Here is an 18,391-nt window from a genome sequence, read left to right as displayed (position 1 = left end):
CATTGTCTTTCAACCTGCTGATCAATAAGCAATGGATAGCGTTGTCGGTATAGACTGGCAGCAAAAAAGCCCGATTCTTGACAGCAAATCGCTACCAAGAATCGGGCTTGAGGGCTAGAATGAAAAAATTTAGTTATAGCCGGTGTTTTGCTTTAAGGATCCCCCGCTTCGATCAATCTCGATCTGTGGAATAGGGAAATATGCGTTTTGCGTATTGAATGTTACACCACCGAAAGCGGGCAAGTGGCCGCCTTCAAAAGTGGAATAACTTTCCAAGGTTTGTTTCGCAATGCCCCACCGCACGAGGTCATAGAAACGGTGGCCTTCCAATGCCAGCTCCAGCCGGCGCTCCATACGCACCGCGTTACGCGCATATTCCGCATTGGGAAAGGATGCATAAGGCTGAACAACATAGTTGGCCATGTTTACGCCATTAAGCTGCTTCGGAGGCAGTTTGGCCGCCCGCAGGCGTATCGCATTCACATAAGCCAACGCTCCGCTCAGGTTTCCTAGCTCCACCTCGCATTCTGCAGCCATCAAAATAACATCGGCCAAACGCATGATATTGACATCAAGCGCCGTGATATACGGTTCGCCCGGTACGGCATGCGATGCAAATTGGCTTCTGTTGATCATTGTTTTTATGCCGACAAACGGGCCTGCGTAGCTGGCTAAGCGAATCCAGGCATCGCCCGGCATCACCCCGTAATCAAGATAAGGAATCCCGCGACGGCCCACCGTGTAGTCCAACCGCGGATCGACACGTAGCGATCTATTCACGGCATACTGTGCTTTCTCGGTGTCAGTTAAACCCAAATCGGATAGATAAGGATCTTGACGGTATTGCCCATTTAGATACGGTAAGCCATTAGCATCTACCCGATAAGCATTAACCAGATCAATAGACGGTTGATAGAAGCCACAGCAACCTACAGGCGATGTGCCGTACAATCCAGAGAGCATATCCCCGACATTCGCGTTATCGCCCGTGCCGTTTGGATTAATGGCATGCTTCGATACCATTAGCACTTCTGGCCCATCCTCCGTTTCTACGTTAAAGTTATTCTGAAAAGGCATAGCCGTAATGTCCTTACTTCCAATAGCTTCTTTAAACAAAGGCAGCGCTAGGCTATAATTGCCTTGGTAAAGATGTAATTTACCTAAGTAGGCCTTTGCAATCATCTTGTCCATCCTGCCTTTTTCACCGCTTATCTTGCTTTCCGGAAGATTTTCTACGGCAAACTGCGCATCGGCAATAATCTTCGGGTACACGTCTTGATCATTGGGCATAACCTTCGCCTCATCTATCGGTGTATTTTCGTCAACCCAAGGTATGTTTTTAAACACGCGCCACAGATAGAAATAGTAATGCGCGCGCAACATTCTGGCTTCGGCCTCAATTTCCACGGCGCGCGAAGCATTGACCGTGCCACTGCCCTGTTGATCTTTCTTTAACAGCGCGATGGTCCTGTTACAGCGCGCCACGCCCTCGTAATAAACCTGCCACATTTGCGATAGGTTATCATTTGCAGGATTAGGGCGCAACAACTCAATGAGATTCATATTAGGTTGATCTGTTTCTTCGGACCCCTTATGTGCGTTATCGGCAGCTACTTCGCCAAAGAGCCATTGGCTCGGTGCAGAAGCATAATTTCCCCAGGTACCGCTAACGTTTCCGTTCAGGATGCCATAGGCACCAAGCAGATTAGCTTCCACGCCTTCGCTGTTTAACACTTGCTCTTCACTGAGGGCTCCTTGGGGGTTCTTATTAAGAAAATCCTTCCCACATCCGGAAAGCAAAAGACCGGATAGAAGGATCGAGGTATATAATGCGTACTTTTTCATGATAAAACTCCTTTTAATATTAAAAACCTAAACTTACGCCGAATGTATATTGGCGAGCCTGCGGATAGCTTCCGAAGTCTACGCCAAGAGCCGGATAATCACTCGCGGTGGCTGTTACCTCCGGATCCAGTCCGTCATACTTGGTGATTGTAAAAACATTGTTGACACCCAGATACACCCGCAGCTTACTCACTGACGTGTTTTCTCCAAATAAATTTTTGACCGGCAAGTTATAGCCGAGTTGCATCGTCCTCAGCTTTAAAAAGCTAGCATCTTGCACGTAATAAGAAGATGAGGCATACTCGAAAGTCGATGCATTTAGTATAGGTGAGGGCACAGCACTGCCCGGATTTTCAGGACTCCAGGCATCTAATAGCCGAGCACTTTTTTGGCCGGAGAAAACGCTGAAATCGGTAAAATACCGCGTGGCGTCAAAAACTTCATTGCCTTGTGATCCATAAAAGAACATCGAGAAATCGAAGTTTTTATAGGCTGTATTGACGGCTAGCGAATAGATAAAGTCTGGGTGAGGAGAGCCAATAACCGTTCTGTCGGCGTCGTTTATATTACCATCTCCATTGATATCGGCAAACTTTAAACCACCCGGCCGTGCGCCAGCATACGATGGCGAGTTGGCCACATCGCTGTCGTTTTGGTATATTCCAGCAACTTGATATCCGTAAAAGGCGCCAAACTGCTCACCCGCACGGAGAATTGTAGTTTCCATACTCCTAAAATTTCCATAAATCTGGGAAGTTATCGACGGTGCCAACGACTCCACCCTATTCACATTGCGTGAAATGGTGCCCGCCAAGTCTAATTTAAAATCGCTTTCCTGACGATAGCCATAATGGTAACCTAAGGCGAACTCGACCCCTTTGTTGCTCATGTTCCCAACGTTCACGTAAGGCGCTCTCGCCCGGCCCACCGCAGCAGCCGGGAGTGGAACGCGGAATAGCATATCTTTGGTGCGCTTATCGTAATAATCAAAAGCACCATCAAAATCACCATTGAATAAGGTAAAATCGAGACCTAAGTTTAATGCATTAACTTGTTCCCATTTCACATCCGGATTGGCATAGTCACTTTGCCAGATACCCGTTGCTACGGTGCCATTGATCGGGTAGGACGACTCGTTGATAATCGAGGTATACCGATTCATAAATTGTAAAGGAGGGATACGCTGGTTACCTGTTACACCATAACCTGCACGCAATTTAAGATCGGTTATCCAGGTAACGGGTTTTAAGAACTCTTCACTCGAAAGCCTCCAAGCACCGCTGATGCCGGGAAACACACCATATTGGTTTGCTTCACCAAAGTTTGATGACCCATCGCGACGTACGGTAGCGCTTAAAATGTAGCGATCATCAAAGCTGTAGTCTACCTTTCCGAATATGGAAAATAGTGCACCTAGCGAACCCGTGCCCGTATTGCCGAAGTTAGAGGTACCAGCATTGAGATAGAAGTAATCCAGACTATTCAATAGGAAGAATCCGTTTCTATTGGCGGAAAGATCGCGTGCGCGATTATCGATCGCTTCCGTACCGGCCAACACATTGATATTGTGCTTACCGATAAGCTTACGCCAATTCAACGTATTTGTCCAGGTCCATTCCGTGTTATAGCCTGCATATTCACTGAGGCCATTATTAAATGAACCTTCTGAAAACTCTGGATTGGGGTAGGTAATATCCATACCGGTATAGTTTTCGTATTTCATACCAAAACTGGATCGAAACATTAAGCCATCCAAGATGTCGTATTCTGCGAATGCATTCCCAAAAAACATATTTGTTTTATTCACATCGTCCTTTCCGCGAAAGGCCATGGCTACGGGGTTCTGTCCATTCCCCCAGCCGCCTTTTGAACCAGCGAAGTTCCCGCCTTCATCATACACCGGGATGATGTTTTGGATTCGAAAAGCAAAGCCGAGGATGCTACCTTCTTCCATATAACCGCCCGCTACATTTGGATTTACGCCCACACCAAAACCGCGGGTGTGGCTATATTGCATGTTTTCACCCAAGCGAAGTTTGCCGTCAAATGCTTTGAATATTGTATTTGACCGGACATTAAACCGCTCAAATCCACTATGTATAATCGCACCCTTTTGTTTCAAATGTCCCAAGGAAACCGCATATGTGGCGTTCTCGCCGCCGCCGGTTGAGCTCAACTGATAACTTTGTGTGGGGGCATTTTGTGACAGCTCCCGAAACCAGTTTGTACCCTCCTTATTGGCCTTGGTAATTTGATAAAACGTGCTCGGATTTCGAGAATAATTGTATCGCGACATGTCGTAATCAGCAGGCGTCATCGCATCCACATTTTCACGCCCAAGTTCACCCGTTAATAGATAATCCGGCAAGCTCAAGTTTGTGCCACCCAGCCTATTATTTAAATCATAAACCTGCTGCGGACTCATCATCTTGGGAAAGGTATTGTAACGGGGTGTCTGCAGCCCTACATACGAGTCGAAAGCAATCTGGGGCTTTCCTTCTCTACCGGTTTTAGTGGTGATAATGACTACACCATTATTAGCCCGTGAACCATAAATAGAGGCAGCGGAGGCGTCTTTCAATACCTGCATGCTTTCGATATCATTTTGATTTAGCCAGCTTAATTTACCTTCAAAAGGCACGCCGTCTATAATGTAAAGTGGCTCGTTGTTATTAATGGTACTGTAACCACGAATTTTGATCTGCGGTGTAGAACCCGGTGCGCCATCGTTGACGATCTGCACCCCCGTCGCACGGCCTTGCAGAGCTTCTACGGCTGTAGCGGCGGGTTGTGTTTTTAACTGTTCTACGTTCACGACAGCAACGGCACCGGTCAGGTCTTTCTTCCGCTGGGTGCCATAGCCCGTTACCAGCACCTCTTCAAGGCTACTGTTATCGGCCTGCAATTCGATAGTAAGATTTGTTGTGGACGCAAGCACGGTTACGCGCGCCACCTGATAACCGATGTAATTGACCTCGATCACATCGTTGACCGCGGCCGCAAGTTCGAATACGCCGTTTTCGTCGGTTGACGTGGCTGCTGTTTTTCCCACGACCTTCAGTGTGACGCCGGCCAAGGCCGTTTTCGTGGCTGCATCAACGACGCTCCCGCGTACAGTTTTTTGTTGAACGCGTTCCATCTTCATCGATACAGCGACCGGAACGCGAGAATACACAGCGGCTTGCGTGTAAGTTCCAACCAACAGCAAGGCTCCAGATATCCATAATGCTCTATTTATCGGTTTTTTGGGGTAAAAAGATTCCCCCCCAGAAAAAGTGGTAATTTTTTTCATGGTGTTAGCAAAAAAAGTTTACAATTAAAGTTTATTGATCAGCGGGCGCAGATTGCGCAAAATTTAGTACATATTTCTACATAGGCTCCTTTATTAGTTTCTCAAAATCGAAAAAATAAGGGTTCATTATCGAATCTTAACGAAGCGACAAAGACGCAGTATCTTAGCGAAAGTGATTATATGTTAAAATGACTTTTTAGTTCTATTGTGTTAGCAACGATGTTGTTACAACTAAACTACGCAAACGTTTACGAGAAAACAAATATTTAAAGACCTTTTTTTTGAAATAAAAAAGCTAAACCGTTTGGGTTTAGCTTCTATACAGCTATATGGAAAAGATTCTTAGTGTACATGTAACACCTTGATGTTTTTTCAAACCAAAGATGTTACCTCATTTGCACGCAAGACTCCGGGTAGATCATTTCGATAAAAAATAAACGAAGCGGTTATCAATTATAACCGTCGTTTTGTATCAGCGTCCGCCCACTTCTATCAATCTCTATTTGTGGAATCGGATAATAGTTATTCCAGGTATTGAAGATGATTCCATTATACGCCGGAAGATACCGACCTTCAAATGCCGAGTAACTTTCTATCGTTTCTTTTGCAATGCCCCATCTCACCAGATCGTAAAATCGGTGCCCCTCCATAGCAAGCTCCAGCCGACGCTCCATACGTACGGCATTTCTGGCGTAATTGACATCTGGAAAGGAAGGGTAAGGCGCAACCAGGTAATTGGCAACATCAACAGCATCTACCTGTTTCGCCGGCAAGGTTGCCGCCCGCACCCGTATGGCATTTACATAGGCCAAAGCACCACTCAGATTCCCGAGCTCCACCTCACATTCGGCAGCCATCAAAATCACATCGGCGAGGCGGATGATATTGACGTCCAATCCAGTGATGTACGGCGCCCCTGGTACGGCGTTCGATGCAAACTGGCTTTGGTTAATCATACTTTTCATACCAATAAAAGGGCCGCCCCAGCTCACCGCCCTGATCCAGCCATCACCCGGCATCACACCGTAATCCAAATACGGAACGCCTCGCCTGCCCACGGTGTAGTCCAAGCGCGGATCCACACGTAATGTATCGCTGACCACATAGCGTCGCTTTGCCGCTGTATCGGTTATTCCAAAATCCGATAGATAAGGATCTACACGATACGCGTTATTAAAATACGGGAGGCCATTTGCATCCACTTTATACGCGTTCACCAGATCGATAGAGGGCTGATGAAAGCCGCAGCAGCCTACCGGCGAAGTGCCGTGAATGCCCGTTAACATATCGCCCACATTCGCATTGTCACCACTGCCATCTGGGTTGATAGCATGCTTGGAGGCCATTACCACCTCTGGGCCATCTTCGGTATCTACGTTGAAGTTATTTTGAAATGGCATCGAGGTGATATCCTTACCGCCGATAACCTCTTTAAAAAGCGGTAGAGCAAGGCCATAATTGCGCTGGTACAAGTAAAGCTTACCCAAATACGCTTTCGCGGTCGTTCTATCCATCCGTCCCATCTCTCCGTTTATTTTGGCTTCTGGAAGATTGTCAACGGCAAATTGCGCATCAGCAACAATTCTTGGATATACATCTTCATTATTGGGCATAGTTTGTGCCTCGTCGAATGCGGTATTTTCATCGATCCAAGGTATATTTCTAAATACACGCCAGAGGTAAAAATAGTAATGTGCCCGCAACATCCTGGATTCTGCCTGTATCTCCACCGCACGTGCCGCCGAAATGGTATTTTCACCTTCCTGATCTCTTCGCAGTAATACGAGCGTTCTGTTACAACGCGCTACACCTTCATAATACACTTGCCACATGTGCGTGAGGTGCGTACTTGCCGGATTGGGCGTTAACAACTCGATAAGATTCATACCGGGATCGTCCGTAGGCTCAGAGCCCTTATGCGCATTGTCAGATGGAACCTCCCCAAAAAGCCACTGACTAGGTGCTGCACCCACATTTCCCCATGTGCCTCTAACATTACCGTTCAATATCCCATAGGCACCCAGTAGATTTGCTTCCACGCCATCGCTGTTTAGCACTTGCTCCTCACTTAGCGCGCCCTGCGGATTCTTATTGAGAAAATCTTTTCCACATCCAGCAAGCAATAACCCCGAACATAAGACCACTATATATATCGTGTAATTTTTCATGATAAAATTCTTTAAAAACTAAAAACCTAAACTGACGCCGAATGTGTATTGCCTCGCTTGCGGGTAACTCCCTATGTCGACACCTAGAGCAGGATAATCACTGGGCATAGCTGTAACTTCAGGATCTAAGCCATCATATTTCGTAATCGTAAAAACGTTATTGACCCCTAAATACACACGCAAGCGGCTGACAGCGGTATTTTCTCCAAAAAGGTTTTTAACAGGCAGATTATAACCCAGCTGCATCGTCCTTAATTTCAAAAAGCTGGCATCCTGTACATAATACGAGGAGGACTGAAACTCAAAGCTCGAGGCGTTTAGTGCCGGTGAGGGTATACCGCTCCCCGCATTTTCCGGGCTCCAAGCATCGAGTAGTCGAGCGCTTTTTGCACCATCAAACACACTAAAATCTGTAAAATAGCGCGTCGCATCAAAAACTTGATTACCTTGTGAACCATAAAAGAACATCGACAAATCAAAATTCTTATAGGCCGTGTTGATGGCTAAAGAATAAATAAAATCGGGATGGGGCGATCCGATAACCGTTCGGTCGGCATCGTTAATCACACCATCACCATTGATATCCGCATACTTAAGGCCTCCGGGGCGTGCGCCGGCATAAGATGGAGAGTTTGCAACATCACTATCGCTCTGGTATATTCCGACAACCTGATAACCGTAAAACGCACCAAACTGCTCCCCTGCCTGTAAAATGGTCGTTTGTAGATCCCGAAGGTTGCCATAAACCTGCGAAGTTATTGATGGCGCCAACGACTCTACCCTGTTCACGTTTCGTGATATCGTACCCGCCAAATCCAACTTGAAATCACTTTCTTGCCGATAGCCGTAATGGTAGCCGAGTGCCAATTCCAATCCTTTATTGCTCATGCTACCTACATTGACATACGGGGCTCTGGCATTGCCTAACGCCGCTGCCGGTAGCGGAACCCGAAACAACATATCATTGGTACGCTTATCGTAGTAGTCAATCGCACCATCAATATCGCCGTTAAACAGCGTAAAGTCTATACCTAAATTCAGCGCATTTACCTGTTCCCACTTTACGTCAGGATTGGCATAGTCGCTTTGCCAGATACCGGTGGCCACCGTTCCATTGATAGGGTACGACGACTCGTTGATAATAGAACTATATCGGTTCATGAACTGCAACACCGGTATGCGCTGATTGCCGGTGACACCATAACCAGCCCGCAGCTTTAAATCGCTGATCCAAGCAACAGGTTTTAAAAATTCTTCATTGGAAAGCCTCCACGCTCCGCTGATTCCTGGAAACACGCCATATTGATTGGCTGCACCGAAGTTGGAAGATCCATCCCGACGAACGGTAGCGCTTAAAATAAAGCGATCGTCAAAGCTATAATCGACTTTTCCGAAAATAGAGAAAAGCGCGCCTAAAGATCCGATCCCCGAGTTGCCGAAATTGGAGGTACCGGCGTTCAGGTAGAAATAGTCCAAGCTGTTCAACAGGAAAAAACCGTTTCTACTGGCCGAAAGATCCCGCGAACGATTATCGATCGCTTCTGTACCCGCCAACACATTGATGTTGTGTTTATCAATCACCTTTCGCCAATTTAGGGTATTGGTCCATGTCCATTCGGTATTGTAACCCGCATACTCGCTCAGGGCATTATTAAACGAACCTTCCGAAAACTCTGGATTTGGATAGGTAATATTCATACCGTTGTAATTTTCGTACTTCATACCAAAACTAGAGCGAAACATCAAACCGTCCAGGATGTCATATTCGGCAAAAGCATTACCGAAGAACATATTGGCTTTATTGACATTATCCTTTCCTCGGAAAGCCATCGCTACTGGGTTTTGGCCGTTTCCCCAACCCCCTCTAGAGCCAGCAAAATTCCCTCCTTCATCGTATACGGGAATGATATTTTGTACACGAAATGCAAATCCTAAAATGCTGCCGTCGCCCATATAACCGCCCGCTACATTTGGATTAACGCCAACGCCAAAACCTCGGGTGTGCCCGAACTGCATATTCTCCCCCAAACGCAGTTTACCGCCAAAAGCTTTAAAAACGGTGTTCGATCGTACATTAAATCGCTCGAAACCACTATGAATGATGGCACCCTTTTGTTTCAAATGTCCCAGAGAAACGGCATAGGTAGCATTTTCTCCGCCGCCCGTAGCGCTAAGCTGATAGCTTTGTGTGGGCGCATTCTGCGACAGCTCCCGAAACCAGTTTGTACCTTCTCTATTCGCTTTCGTAATCTGATAGAATGTGTTGGGATTTCGCGAGTAATTGTACCTGGACATATCGTAATCTGCGGGGGTCATAGACGCCACATTTTCTCGTCCAAGTCCTCCAGCCAACAAATATTCGGGTAAAAGCAAATTCGTACCCCCTAATCGATTATTAAGGTCATACACTTGTTGTGGGCTCATCATCTCTGGAAAAGTATTCGGCCGCGGTGTTTGTAACCCCACGTAAGAGTCGAACGAAATTTCCGGCTTACCTTGCCTACCGGTTTTCGTTGTGATAATGACGACACCGTTATTGGCGCGTGAACCATAAATCGAAGCCGCCGATGCATCTTTCAAAACCTGCATGGTTTCAATATCATTTTGATTTAACCAACTCAGCTTACCTTCGAAGGGCACACCATCGATAATGTAAAGCGGTTCATTGTTATTGATCGTACTGTAACCGCGAATCTTGATCTGCGGCGTTGAACCGGGTGCTCCATCATTCACCACCTGCACCCCTGTCGCCCGCCCCTGCAAAGCTTCAACAGCGGTAGCAGCTGGCTGCGTCTTTAACTGGGCGACATTAACGACAGCAACCGCACCGGTAAGGTCTTTCTTTCGCTGCGACCCATAGCCGGTCACCAACACCTCTTCCAAGCTGCTGTTATCTGTCTGCATTTCAATAGTGAGGTTGGCTGTTATCGAAGCTACCGTGACACGTAGCGACTGGTAGCCGATGTAGTTGACCTCAACAATGTCGTTTACCGAGACCGATAATTCAAACACGCCGTTTTCATCGGTTGATGTAGCAGCACTCTTGCCGATGACTTTTAAGGTGACGCCCGCTAGCGGCGATTTACTTACAGCGTCTACCACACTCCCCCGAATCGTGCTTTGCGGTAGCAGATGCGCCATGACTTCGGTTTTCTGCGGCGGCGGTTCGATGCCGCTGGCCAGTGCATAGTTCCATATACACAACAGCGTACAGGAAATCCAAAACACTTGCATAATAGGATAATTGGGGCAAAAAAATGCCTGTCCAAAAAAAAGGATTATTCTTTTCATTACATACGTAAAAGTGAAGGTTTAAAATTAAAGTTCGCTGAACATAACAAGCGCGTAACCTGTATATGTGGTGATTTTATTTAACACATAGGCACTATTATTAGTTTAAAACCGATTAACAATATATTTAATCCAGATAAGTAAATACAAATTATAGCTATTTTACTCCGAAACTTAATATAATAATAAAATCATTTTAGAATTATAATTTTACAATAATAAATTTCAATAACTAATGTATAGAAATACTTATGTTAAAACAAATAAAAGATTCCAGAAATTTTCAAAAAAAAAAGCTAAACCGATTGGGTTTAGCTTGTTTGCTCGGGCAGCAACGTGGGTTACTGTATATTTAACACATACTTAATTCCGCCCAATAGATGTTGGCGAAATTCCTGGCTATCGAAAGATTCATCGGTATGACCGAGGGCGGTATAGAACGTTCGTCCGCCGTCAAACTCTCGAAACCAAGCGACCGGATGAAACTTACCCATTTTTCCACCTTTGTATGTACTTTCATCAACGGTCATCAGTATATGGAGACCCGGCTGCACCTTGGTAAAATCATACCACTCATCTTTATGCCACCAAACACGCTGCAATGTTTCTGTGGATGGATGTTTTTGATTGAGCACCTCTAGTTTTGCATTTTGCACTGCCGGGTGACTAGCGAAATAGCCGCCAACGAGCTCACCATACCAAGGCCAGTGGTGTTCGGTGTCGGAAGCGGCGTGAATCCCCACAAAACCCTTTCCAGCTTGAATAAATTGCTGAATAGCTTCTTTTTGTGCGGCATTGAAAAGATCTCCCGTGGTGCTTAAAAATATCAACGCCTGGAAATTCGCTAAACTATCCTGACAAAAATAGGCGACATCCTCGGTATGTTGAACACCTATCCCCGCTTTTTTTACGATTTCGGAAACGGTAGCCACTCCCTTTGGGATGCTTTCGTGTCGAAATTCTGCAGTCTTTGAAAAAATTAGCACTTTGTGTTGTGCGTGGGAATACATTATGCTGCACCATGTAAAAAGCAAGATCGATAGGTTTCTTTTTATCATACCGGTAAGTTTTTGTAAAAATCCAGACTCTCTTTAATAGCCTCTTCCTCGACAAATAAGTTATAGTCGCACTGTCCTACATCAGCAAGCAGCGCAAAACCGACGCGCTTGGACTCGTTTTTCTTATCATTCTGCATCAGCGCCAAAAGCTCTTCATAGGTTTCTGTCTTTAATGCATACCGATCAAATAGCTCATCAAAGCGTTTAACAATGCGGTGCAGACCTTCCTCTTTCAGTCCATTCAGCTTAACGGACAAGTAAGCTTCACATATCATGCCGATGGCAATAGCCTCGCCATGCAGCAGCGGGTTTTCGTCGTGAAGGAGCGAGTACCCCTCCACAGCATGTCCGATGGTATGGCCAAAGTTAAGTATCTTTCGCAGGCCCTGCTCTGTAGGATCTTGGGTAATCACTTCATTCTTGATGGCGACTGATCTATAAATGATTTCATCGAGATCATCAGCCTCCAAATCCACCTGTTGGGTTTGCTCGAACAGGTTACGATCAAAAATCAAACCATGCTTAATGACCTCTGCAAATCCAGAACGCATCTGCCTATCGTCCAATGACTTCAAGAACAGCGAACTAATAAAAACAGCCTGTGGCTGTGTAAACGTGCCGATAATGTTCTTCACATTATCTAAATCGATACCCGTTTTTCCGCCGACCGAAGCGTCTACCTGCGACAACAATGTCGTCGGTATTTGTATAAAATCAATTCCTCTTTTGTATGTCGCCGCGGCAAATCCGCCTAAATCAGTAACAACTCCACCGCCAAGGTTAATCATCAACGCTTTTCTGTCAGCACCAAAATCGAGCATGGTTTTCCAAACCCCTATACAAAAGTCAATGTTTTTATTTTCCTCTCCAGGGTCTACCTCGATGATATCGTAGTCTGAGATCTGCGGTATTGCCTGCTGCAACAGTGGTAGGCAATGATCGTTTGTATTGCGATCCACAAGGATCAAAATCTGTGAATACGCGCGAGCGGCAATAAAAGAGGATAAGGAATCAAGGTTTTTCTCGAAATATACGGTATAGCCTAAGCTAGCTATTTGTTTTGTCATGTGCTAAGATATTAAATAATTTTGACTTGCTGTCCGTCAAACTCCACAACATCATCGCGCTTTACTTTAAGCCTTTTTCTGTAATCTACTTCGCCATTGTACTTGACTAGTCCTTCCTCCACAACAAGCTGTGCCATAGCACCATGTTCTACCCAATTCATCACCTTTAACAGCTGAATCATTTGAATATATTCTCCCTTTAATGAAAACGTTTGCATAAATTAAAATAAATCCATTTTTAGCATCTTGTAAATATAAGGCTATTCAAAATAAATATTTAATTTTGGCCATTAATTTTACACATATGATAGCTGCCCATAGCGAGGTAAAGATCGATTTCGATAATACGGAAATTGCATTTCGTAACAAAAGTGACAAGGAGTTGGATAAAGCCTATTGGCTTTTCAAGATGGTTGCAAGTAATGCCTTGATCAAAGTGGGAACACCCCTTACCACTTTTGCCCTAAACATAGGGTTACCTATCCAAGGTATCATTCGGAACACCATTTACAAACAGTTTTGCGGCGGAGAATCGATTGAGGGCTGTGCCCGCACGATAGACGAATTGGGCAAGGGAAACGTTACCACCATCTTGGATTATTCCGTCGAAGGTGAAGAGTCAGAGCAGAGCTTTGACAGCACTTGCAACGAAATATTACGCACGGTAGCCTTCGCAAAAAATAACCCCCATATTTCTTTCTGCGTATTTAAACCCACCGGTTTAGGCCGCTTTGATCTATTCGCCAAGCTGGATGCAAAACAAACATTGACGGAACGGGAACGTTCAGAATTTGACAAGGTACACCAACGTATCGACAAAATCTGCAAAGCATGCTATGACGCCGACATCAAAGTGCTTGTCGATGCAGAACACTCTTGGATACAGGATACGATTGATGACTTCGCTCGGGAAATGATGGAAAAATATAACAAAGAGAAAGCCATCGTGTATAACACCTACCAATTGTATAGACACGATAAGCTTGCTTCTTTAAAAGCCGACTTCGCCTACGCGCAAACCCAGAATTTTTATTTGGGTGCGAAGATTGTACGGGGTGCCTATATGGAAATTGAACGCGCTCGGGCAGCAGAAAAACGATACGAATCACCCATCCAACCGAATAAGCCGGCGAGTGATGTAGACTACAACGAGGCTATCCTTTTTTGCTTAGAACACATCAACAGAATCGGCATGATGGCCGGTACACATAATGAAGAGAGCTCCCAGCTATTGGCCGAGGAGGTTTTGAAGCGCGGCATATCGCCAAAAAATGACCATGTGTATTTTGCGCAGCTATTAGGCATGTCTGACAACCTATCGTTCAATCTTGCGGCAGCCGGCTTCAACATCGCAAAATATATGCCTTATGGCCCAGTTAAAGCGGTGATGCCTTACCTTTTCCGTCGTGCACAGGAAAACACTTCGGTAGGTGGCCAAACCGGACGGGAACTGAATTTAATAATGAAAGAAAAAGCACGTAGGAAAAAAACAAAAATAGAATCTGGATCGGTATGATCTGTCAAGATTTTTTATGTTTGCGCTATGAATGCAGAATCTCAACGAAAATTCGAACTATTACAACAGAAATCGGCCCCCTACCGTGCCCTACTTTATGATGTAGATGGCACCCTTGCCGATAACATGGCTGCACACCGCGCATCGTATGTTGCCACTGCTGGTGAATACGGTATCGATCTGGATGGCGGCATCGTTGACGAGCTGGCCGGATGGCCGACGGTGGCCGTAGCCGAAGAGATTGGCCGGCGCTACGGAAAAAAAATCAACGTCCTGGAGTTTGCAAAGCGAAAATCTGCCGTTTTTATTGAGCAGTTTATCCAGCAGACCCTGCCCGTAGACCACGTTTTTCAACATTTACTAGCAAACATTGGTCAGAAGAAAATAGGACTGGTTTCTGGAGGTTCACGATCCACCTTACGTATTACCCTGGACGTGATCCAGTTGACTGGCACATATGAAACGCTGGTCTGCGCCGGCGACACACCGGAAGGCAAACCTTCCCCTCAACCGTTTTTATTAGCCGCCGAACAGCTGGGCGTGACGCCTCAGGAATGCCTCGTCTTTGAAGACGGCGATCCCGGCGTGCAGGGTGCAATTGCCGCAGGGATGGCCTGGGTAAGGACAGACCAGCTGTAGCGGCCTACTTGTGCGACAGACTATCGTGATAGCACCTAGGCAGAAAAGACTTTTATCGATGCTCCGCTGTTAAAACGTCGTGATCACGCGAAGGCCGCCATTGGTGTAATTCATATCTGCACGTTTAAACTGTCCAATAGGAATCTTGACGAAAGGCTCTATAGACAGTTTAAACGACTTGCTGAGTGTTGTCTTTCGGCCTATCGAGAAGTTGGCGAAACCACCAAAACCATTCGTATTGACATTATTCGTTTCGGCTTGCAAAGTACGCTCGACGGCCGTTGGCTGGTTGGTCGGCTGTCCAGAGTCTGAAGCGCTTGAATATGTTGGAGCGCCACTATACTCGGTGATGTGGTTAAAGCGTTCCTGCGAAAGTACGACAGCATAGGAAATACCGCCGGTGGCATAAAACTGCCGACCGACATTGTACTTAATTTCCAACGGTATATCCAATGTCTGCACCTTGCCGGATACGAAATTCAAGTCAGGCAAGAGCAAATTGCTTGCTCTATAAGGAACATCCTTTGAAACAAGTGCTGCACCATCCACGGGGGTTTCTGGCGAATTGAAGCGCATACCTTCGCTGGAGGAAGCGCTCAGTTCTGAACCTAACAGACCGACCTCATACTGGTTGAAAGCGGCACCGGTTCGGAGTGCCAGCTTATCCGACAACTGGTATGCGAGCACCAAACCGCCTCCAACATCAAAACGTTGATTTGTGGTCGATGGGCTAAGAAAAGCACCCACTTCGAATTTATCATTGAAGTTAAAGCGTGTCGGGTTGAGTTTTAAAGCCGCTTTATCCCGCGCTAACTCGTGTGCATCAGGCCGTTGAGCCAGTTCAAATCCCTCGCCCAAATTCGTCTCCCGGATTTCGGGGTGATCCACGTCATCGCCAAACGAAGCTATTTTAGGTGAAAGGTTCAACTTGAAGTTCAACATGGACTGTCCTGTCTGCCAAGGCTGCGTTGGTCCGCTTAGACCACGTTCGTTCATAGCGACTATAGTCGAATGATCATACCAAGCTAGCCGTGATGATGGCACCGCGTCGTCAGGGAAGACAGCGTCTGACAACGCACCTGATGCTGGCCGTGGTGTCTCAGTCGGCCGCTGTTGCTCCTCTTTCCATCCGCTTTTCGAATCGATTTGCGGCTTAAGCTCTTGGTTTTGCGTGCCGGCATTTTCCTGTTGCACAACAACGAAATCACGTGGTTGATCTTCAGTACGAAGCAAAAATGTAAACCCAGCCACAACCAATGCCGCTGCGGCAGCCCAATACGCCGGCAATAGCTTGGTCGTCTTTTTCGGCTCATATTTCGCCTTAAAGCCCTCCCATGCTCCCGCGCGGTAAGGTCTATCATCGGCGACTTTAAGACGCTCTTTGATAACCTCGATCAGTTCCTTATTGTTGCTTTCTTCCATCTTTCCCCGCAATTACATATGTATATTTTGCGAAACATTAAATTCTTCTATGTACAATTTTCTCAACCGTTGCTTCGCTCTGGTCAGGTACGTTCTTGACGTGCTTTCGGGAATACGAAGCATCTCCCCTATTTCTTCATGCGAATACCCCTCGACCTCGAATAGATTAAATATGGTACGCTGGATATCCGGTATTTTGTTCAGCAATTTTAAAATATCCTCAACACCGAGCCTATCATTGATCACAGTGCTGTGCATTTTTAGATCTTCCGGTGCCGTATCGTCAAAATAATCAAGGGGCTTTTTGCTACGCAACATGTCAATGGACGTATTAACCGCGATGCGTGCCAACCATGATCGAAAGGTTTTTTCCAAGACTTCGTCATCGGCATGCCTTTCAAAGGTTTCGCTCTTCCGAAACACTTTTACAAATGTTTCATTCACCACTTCTTCCGCATCCATCTCGGCATTAACATACCGAAGAACCACCGCCATCACATAACCATAGTATTTTTTATAAATGAAAGATTTGCCTCGTTCGGTTTTTCCCAAAACACAGTCCTCTAATGCCCCTCTTAATGACAAAAGAGTTTCTTTTTTCCAGTATTGCCGAATGCTCTTCATTTAATCGTCTGCTCCGATAAGCCAATTTAGCGAAATAATCTTTTACTACCTGAACAGCGAACTAAAATCTCATCATACACCTCGTTTTAATAACTGTTGATAGAACGACGGCTTTCTTCTGAATGCTACAGCTTTTTAGAAAAAAAACAATTCACTTATTCTGCTTGTTCAACCTAGTAAAATTGCGTAAATTGCTTGATAGAATAAAAAAACCTGAGCTCATGAGAATTTTGTTTCCTACTGACTTTTCGGACGCGGCTAATAACGCCTTCACGTATGCCCTACACCTAGCGAAGGACCTTCAGGCTTCCATTTACGTTTTGCATACCTACATGCAGCCTGTTCTGACTGCCACACACGGTGGCCAGCCAGAAATTGTGCCCGAGGTATATGAAAACTATGAATTTCATCAATTTGAAAGCTACAAGCGGCATACGGAATTACTGCGTAGTATCGCGATCGAGAAAGACTTAGCGGCGATCCCGCTCACCTTCTTGTTTGAAGAAGGCACCGTGGTATCCAACGCTCAGGAAATCATTGAACGGGAGAAAATAGATTTTGTGCTGATGGGAACAAACCGAGCCCAGGGTTTGATTGACAAAATTTTTGGTTCAAACACGTTAGGCGTGATACGTGGCGTGAAGATACCGGTGTTATCCGTACCCCGAGAATCGCAGTACAAGCGGATCAAAGAAGTGATCTTTACCACACTATTCCGCGATAATGATGAAGCAGCACTGCAAGAGATATTTACTATTGTCCGCCCGTTTGGCGTGCGTGTGAAATGCGTGTATGTGCACAAGGAATACAACGCCGAGGTAATCGGTATTTCAGAACGTTGGCGGAAAAGATTTCAGGACGAGCAGCTCGAGTTCGTATTCCTCGATTTTAAGGAGTCTATCGAAAACACCGTGAATCTATATATCAACGAGCATGGCGCCGACCTACTCTGCCTAGTGAAGCGAAATAGAAACTTTTTGGAACGTATCTTTACGTCAAGCATAAGCAATCGCCTTCGGGTGCACGCCAATATGGCGACGCTTGTTTTGCAGGAAGGTGATGACCCCGGAAATTTTTAAAATGGAACAACTACATAAACTTTTTAGTAAACATCAGCTGCTCAAGCAGCCTGCTGAAAAATATACGCTTTTGGTTGATGAAAACCAGATCAGCAGCGGAGCCTTGTTTTTTCTTGCTGTCAATGGCAAAACGTATAAGGTGATTATTAAAGCGCCGCACCACGAATCTTTATTAGCAAAAGGCATACCCACCATAAAAGATGTATTAGAACACCGGGAAGCCATGTATTTAAAATAGAAGATGGATCCAGCATACTTAGCCATGGATCGTTTCCTCATTGTCGCAAACTTTATTTAGCAAGAAATTCAAAAAATATTTTCACAGTTCAGCAGGACGTGCTATTTTTGGCAATCAACCTTTTCCATGCGTAAAACGGAACAGTACAGGCG

13 protein-coding genes are annotated in these 18,391 nt (G+C 45.6%); 4 read left to right on the top strand and 9 right to left on the bottom strand.

All coding sequences use genetic code 11. The annotated features are described in order from the left end of the window. Nucleotides 1-129: 129 nt before the first annotated feature. From B0I21_RS02690 to B0I21_RS02660, 7 genes are all read right to left on the bottom strand, one after another. A complete protein-coding gene (locus B0I21_RS02690) occupies nt 130-1,845 on the bottom strand; it encodes a RagB/SusD family nutrient uptake outer membrane protein (RefSeq protein ID WP_133638839.1) in 1,716 nt (571 codons plus the stop codon). 19 nt (nt 1,846-1,864) lie between these two features. Next, entirely contained in the window at nt 1,865-5,137 is a 3,273-nt protein-coding gene (locus B0I21_RS02685; RefSeq protein WP_133638837.1) for a SusC/RagA family TonB-linked outer membrane protein, read from the bottom strand. A 449-nt stretch (nt 5,138-5,586) separates the two neighbouring features. Next, the gene (locus B0I21_RS02680; RefSeq protein ID WP_133638835.1) at nt 5,587-7,305 is read right to left on the bottom strand and encodes a RagB/SusD family nutrient uptake outer membrane protein; all 1,719 of its coding nucleotides are present in this window, start codon (nt 7,303-7,305) and stop codon (nt 5,587-5,589) included. 18 nt (nt 7,306-7,323) lie between these two features. Next, complete coding sequence (locus B0I21_RS02675) at nt 7,324-10,596, bottom strand: SusC/RagA family TonB-linked outer membrane protein (protein ID WP_133638833.1); 3,273 nt, start codon at nt 10,594-10,596, stop codon at nt 7,324-7,326. A gap of 341 nt (nt 10,597-10,937) precedes the next feature. Then, on the bottom strand, nt 10,938-11,654 hold the full coding sequence (locus B0I21_RS02670; RefSeq protein WP_133638831.1) for a ThuA domain-containing protein: 717 nt from the start codon (nt 11,652-11,654) through the stop codon (nt 10,938-10,940). Further along, nucleotides 11,651-12,721, bottom strand: a complete 1,071-nt coding sequence (gene aroB / locus B0I21_RS02665; RefSeq protein WP_133638829.1) for a 3-dehydroquinate synthase — start codon at nt 12,719-12,721, stop codon at nt 11,651-11,653. Before aroB ends, B0I21_RS02670 begins: the two co-directional genes overlap by 4 nt. 11 nt (nt 12,722-12,732) lie before the next feature. Beyond that, nucleotides 12,733-12,939: an RNA-binding S4 domain-containing protein gene (locus B0I21_RS02660; protein WP_133638827.1), complete on the bottom strand. Its 207-nt coding sequence runs from the start codon at nt 12,937-12,939 to the stop codon at nt 12,733-12,735. An 86-nt stretch (nt 12,940-13,025) separates the two neighbouring features. Here B0I21_RS02660 and B0I21_RS02655 point away from each other — a divergent pair, with 86 nt between their 5' ends. Then, nucleotides 13,026-14,237: a proline dehydrogenase family protein gene (locus tag B0I21_RS02655; protein ID WP_133638825.1), complete on the top strand. Its 1,212-nt coding sequence runs from the start codon at nt 13,026-13,028 to the stop codon at nt 14,235-14,237. Nucleotides 14,238-14,264: 27 nt separating this feature from the next. Then, nucleotides 14,265-14,876, top strand: coding sequence for an HAD family hydrolase (locus B0I21_RS02650; RefSeq protein WP_133638823.1), 612 nt, complete (start codon nt 14,265-14,267; stop codon nt 14,874-14,876). Nucleotides 14,877-14,945: 69 nt separating this feature from the next. Here B0I21_RS02650 and B0I21_RS02645 read toward each other — a convergent pair whose 3' ends face one another. Further along, nucleotides 14,946-16,298, bottom strand: a complete 1,353-nt coding sequence (locus B0I21_RS02645; RefSeq protein ID WP_133638821.1) for an outer membrane beta-barrel protein — start codon at nt 16,296-16,298, stop codon at nt 14,946-14,948. 12 nt (nt 16,299-16,310) lie between these two features. Then, nucleotides 16,311-16,883, bottom strand: a complete 573-nt coding sequence (locus B0I21_RS02640) for an RNA polymerase sigma factor (protein WP_243835925.1) — start codon at nt 16,881-16,883, stop codon at nt 16,311-16,313. Nucleotides 16,884-17,143: 260 nt separating this feature from the next. On the opposite strand from B0I21_RS02640, the gene B0I21_RS02635 reads away from it, so the two are divergent. Together B0I21_RS02635 and B0I21_RS02630 are read left to right on the top strand one after the other, a co-directional pair. Continuing rightward, on the top strand, nt 17,144-18,001 hold the full coding sequence (locus tag B0I21_RS02635) for a universal stress protein (RefSeq protein WP_166637756.1): 858 nt from the start codon (nt 17,144-17,146) through the stop codon (nt 17,999-18,001). 1 nt (nt 18,002) lies between these two features. After that, a complete protein-coding gene (locus B0I21_RS02630) occupies nt 18,003-18,239 on the top strand; it encodes a hypothetical protein (RefSeq protein WP_133638815.1) in 237 nt (78 codons plus the stop codon). The last annotated feature ends 152 nt before the right edge of the window (nt 18,240-18,391 follow it).

It is taken from the genome of Sphingobacterium paludis, from assembly GCF_004364125.1.
GTDB lineage: Bacteria > Bacteroidota > Bacteroidia > Sphingobacteriales > Sphingobacteriaceae > Sphingobacterium > Sphingobacterium paludis.
The sequence above is the reverse complement of the archived record's forward strand: the minus strand, read 5'-3'. Positions and strand labels throughout refer to the sequence as shown.

Excerpts from the sequence above, each read along its gene's own strand:
- B0I21_RS02670 (WP_133638831.1), bottom strand. The coding sequence starts at position 11,654 with ATGATAAAAAGAAACCTATCGATCTTGCTTTTTACATGGTGCAGCATA.
- B0I21_RS02680 (WP_133638835.1), bottom strand. The coding sequence starts at position 7,305 with ATGAAAAATTACACGATATATATAGTGGTCTTATGTTCGGGGTTATTG.
- B0I21_RS02630 (WP_133638815.1), top strand. The coding sequence starts at position 18,003 with ATGGAACAACTACATAAACTTTTTAGTAAACATCAGCTGCTCAAGCAG.
- B0I21_RS02650 (WP_133638823.1), top strand. The coding sequence starts at position 14,265 with ATGAATGCAGAATCTCAACGAAAATTCGAACTATTACAACAGAAATCG.
- B0I21_RS02690 (WP_133638839.1), bottom strand. The coding sequence starts at position 1,845 with ATGAAAAAGTACGCATTATATACCTCGATCCTTCTATCCGGTCTTTTG.
- B0I21_RS02635 (WP_166637756.1), top strand. The coding sequence starts at position 17,144 with ATGAGAATTTTGTTTCCTACTGACTTTTCGGACGCGGCTAATAACGCC.
- B0I21_RS02660 (WP_133638827.1), bottom strand. The coding sequence starts at position 12,939 with ATGCAAACGTTTTCATTAAAGGGAGAATATATTCAAATGATTCAGCTG.
- aroB (WP_133638829.1), bottom strand. The coding sequence starts at position 12,721 with ATGACAAAACAAATAGCTAGCTTAGGCTATACCGTATATTTCGAGAAA.
- B0I21_RS02645 (WP_133638821.1), bottom strand. The coding sequence starts at position 16,298 with ATGGAAGAAAGCAACAATAAGGAACTGATCGAGGTTATCAAAGAGCGT.
- B0I21_RS02685 (WP_133638837.1), bottom strand. The coding sequence starts at position 5,137 with ATGAAAAAAATTACCACTTTTTCTGGGGGGGAATCTTTTTACCCCAAA.
- B0I21_RS02675 (WP_133638833.1), bottom strand. The coding sequence starts at position 10,596 with ATGAAAAGAATAATCCTTTTTTTTGGACAGGCATTTTTTTGCCCCAAT.
- B0I21_RS02655 (WP_133638825.1), top strand. The coding sequence starts at position 13,026 with ATGATAGCTGCCCATAGCGAGGTAAAGATCGATTTCGATAATACGGAA.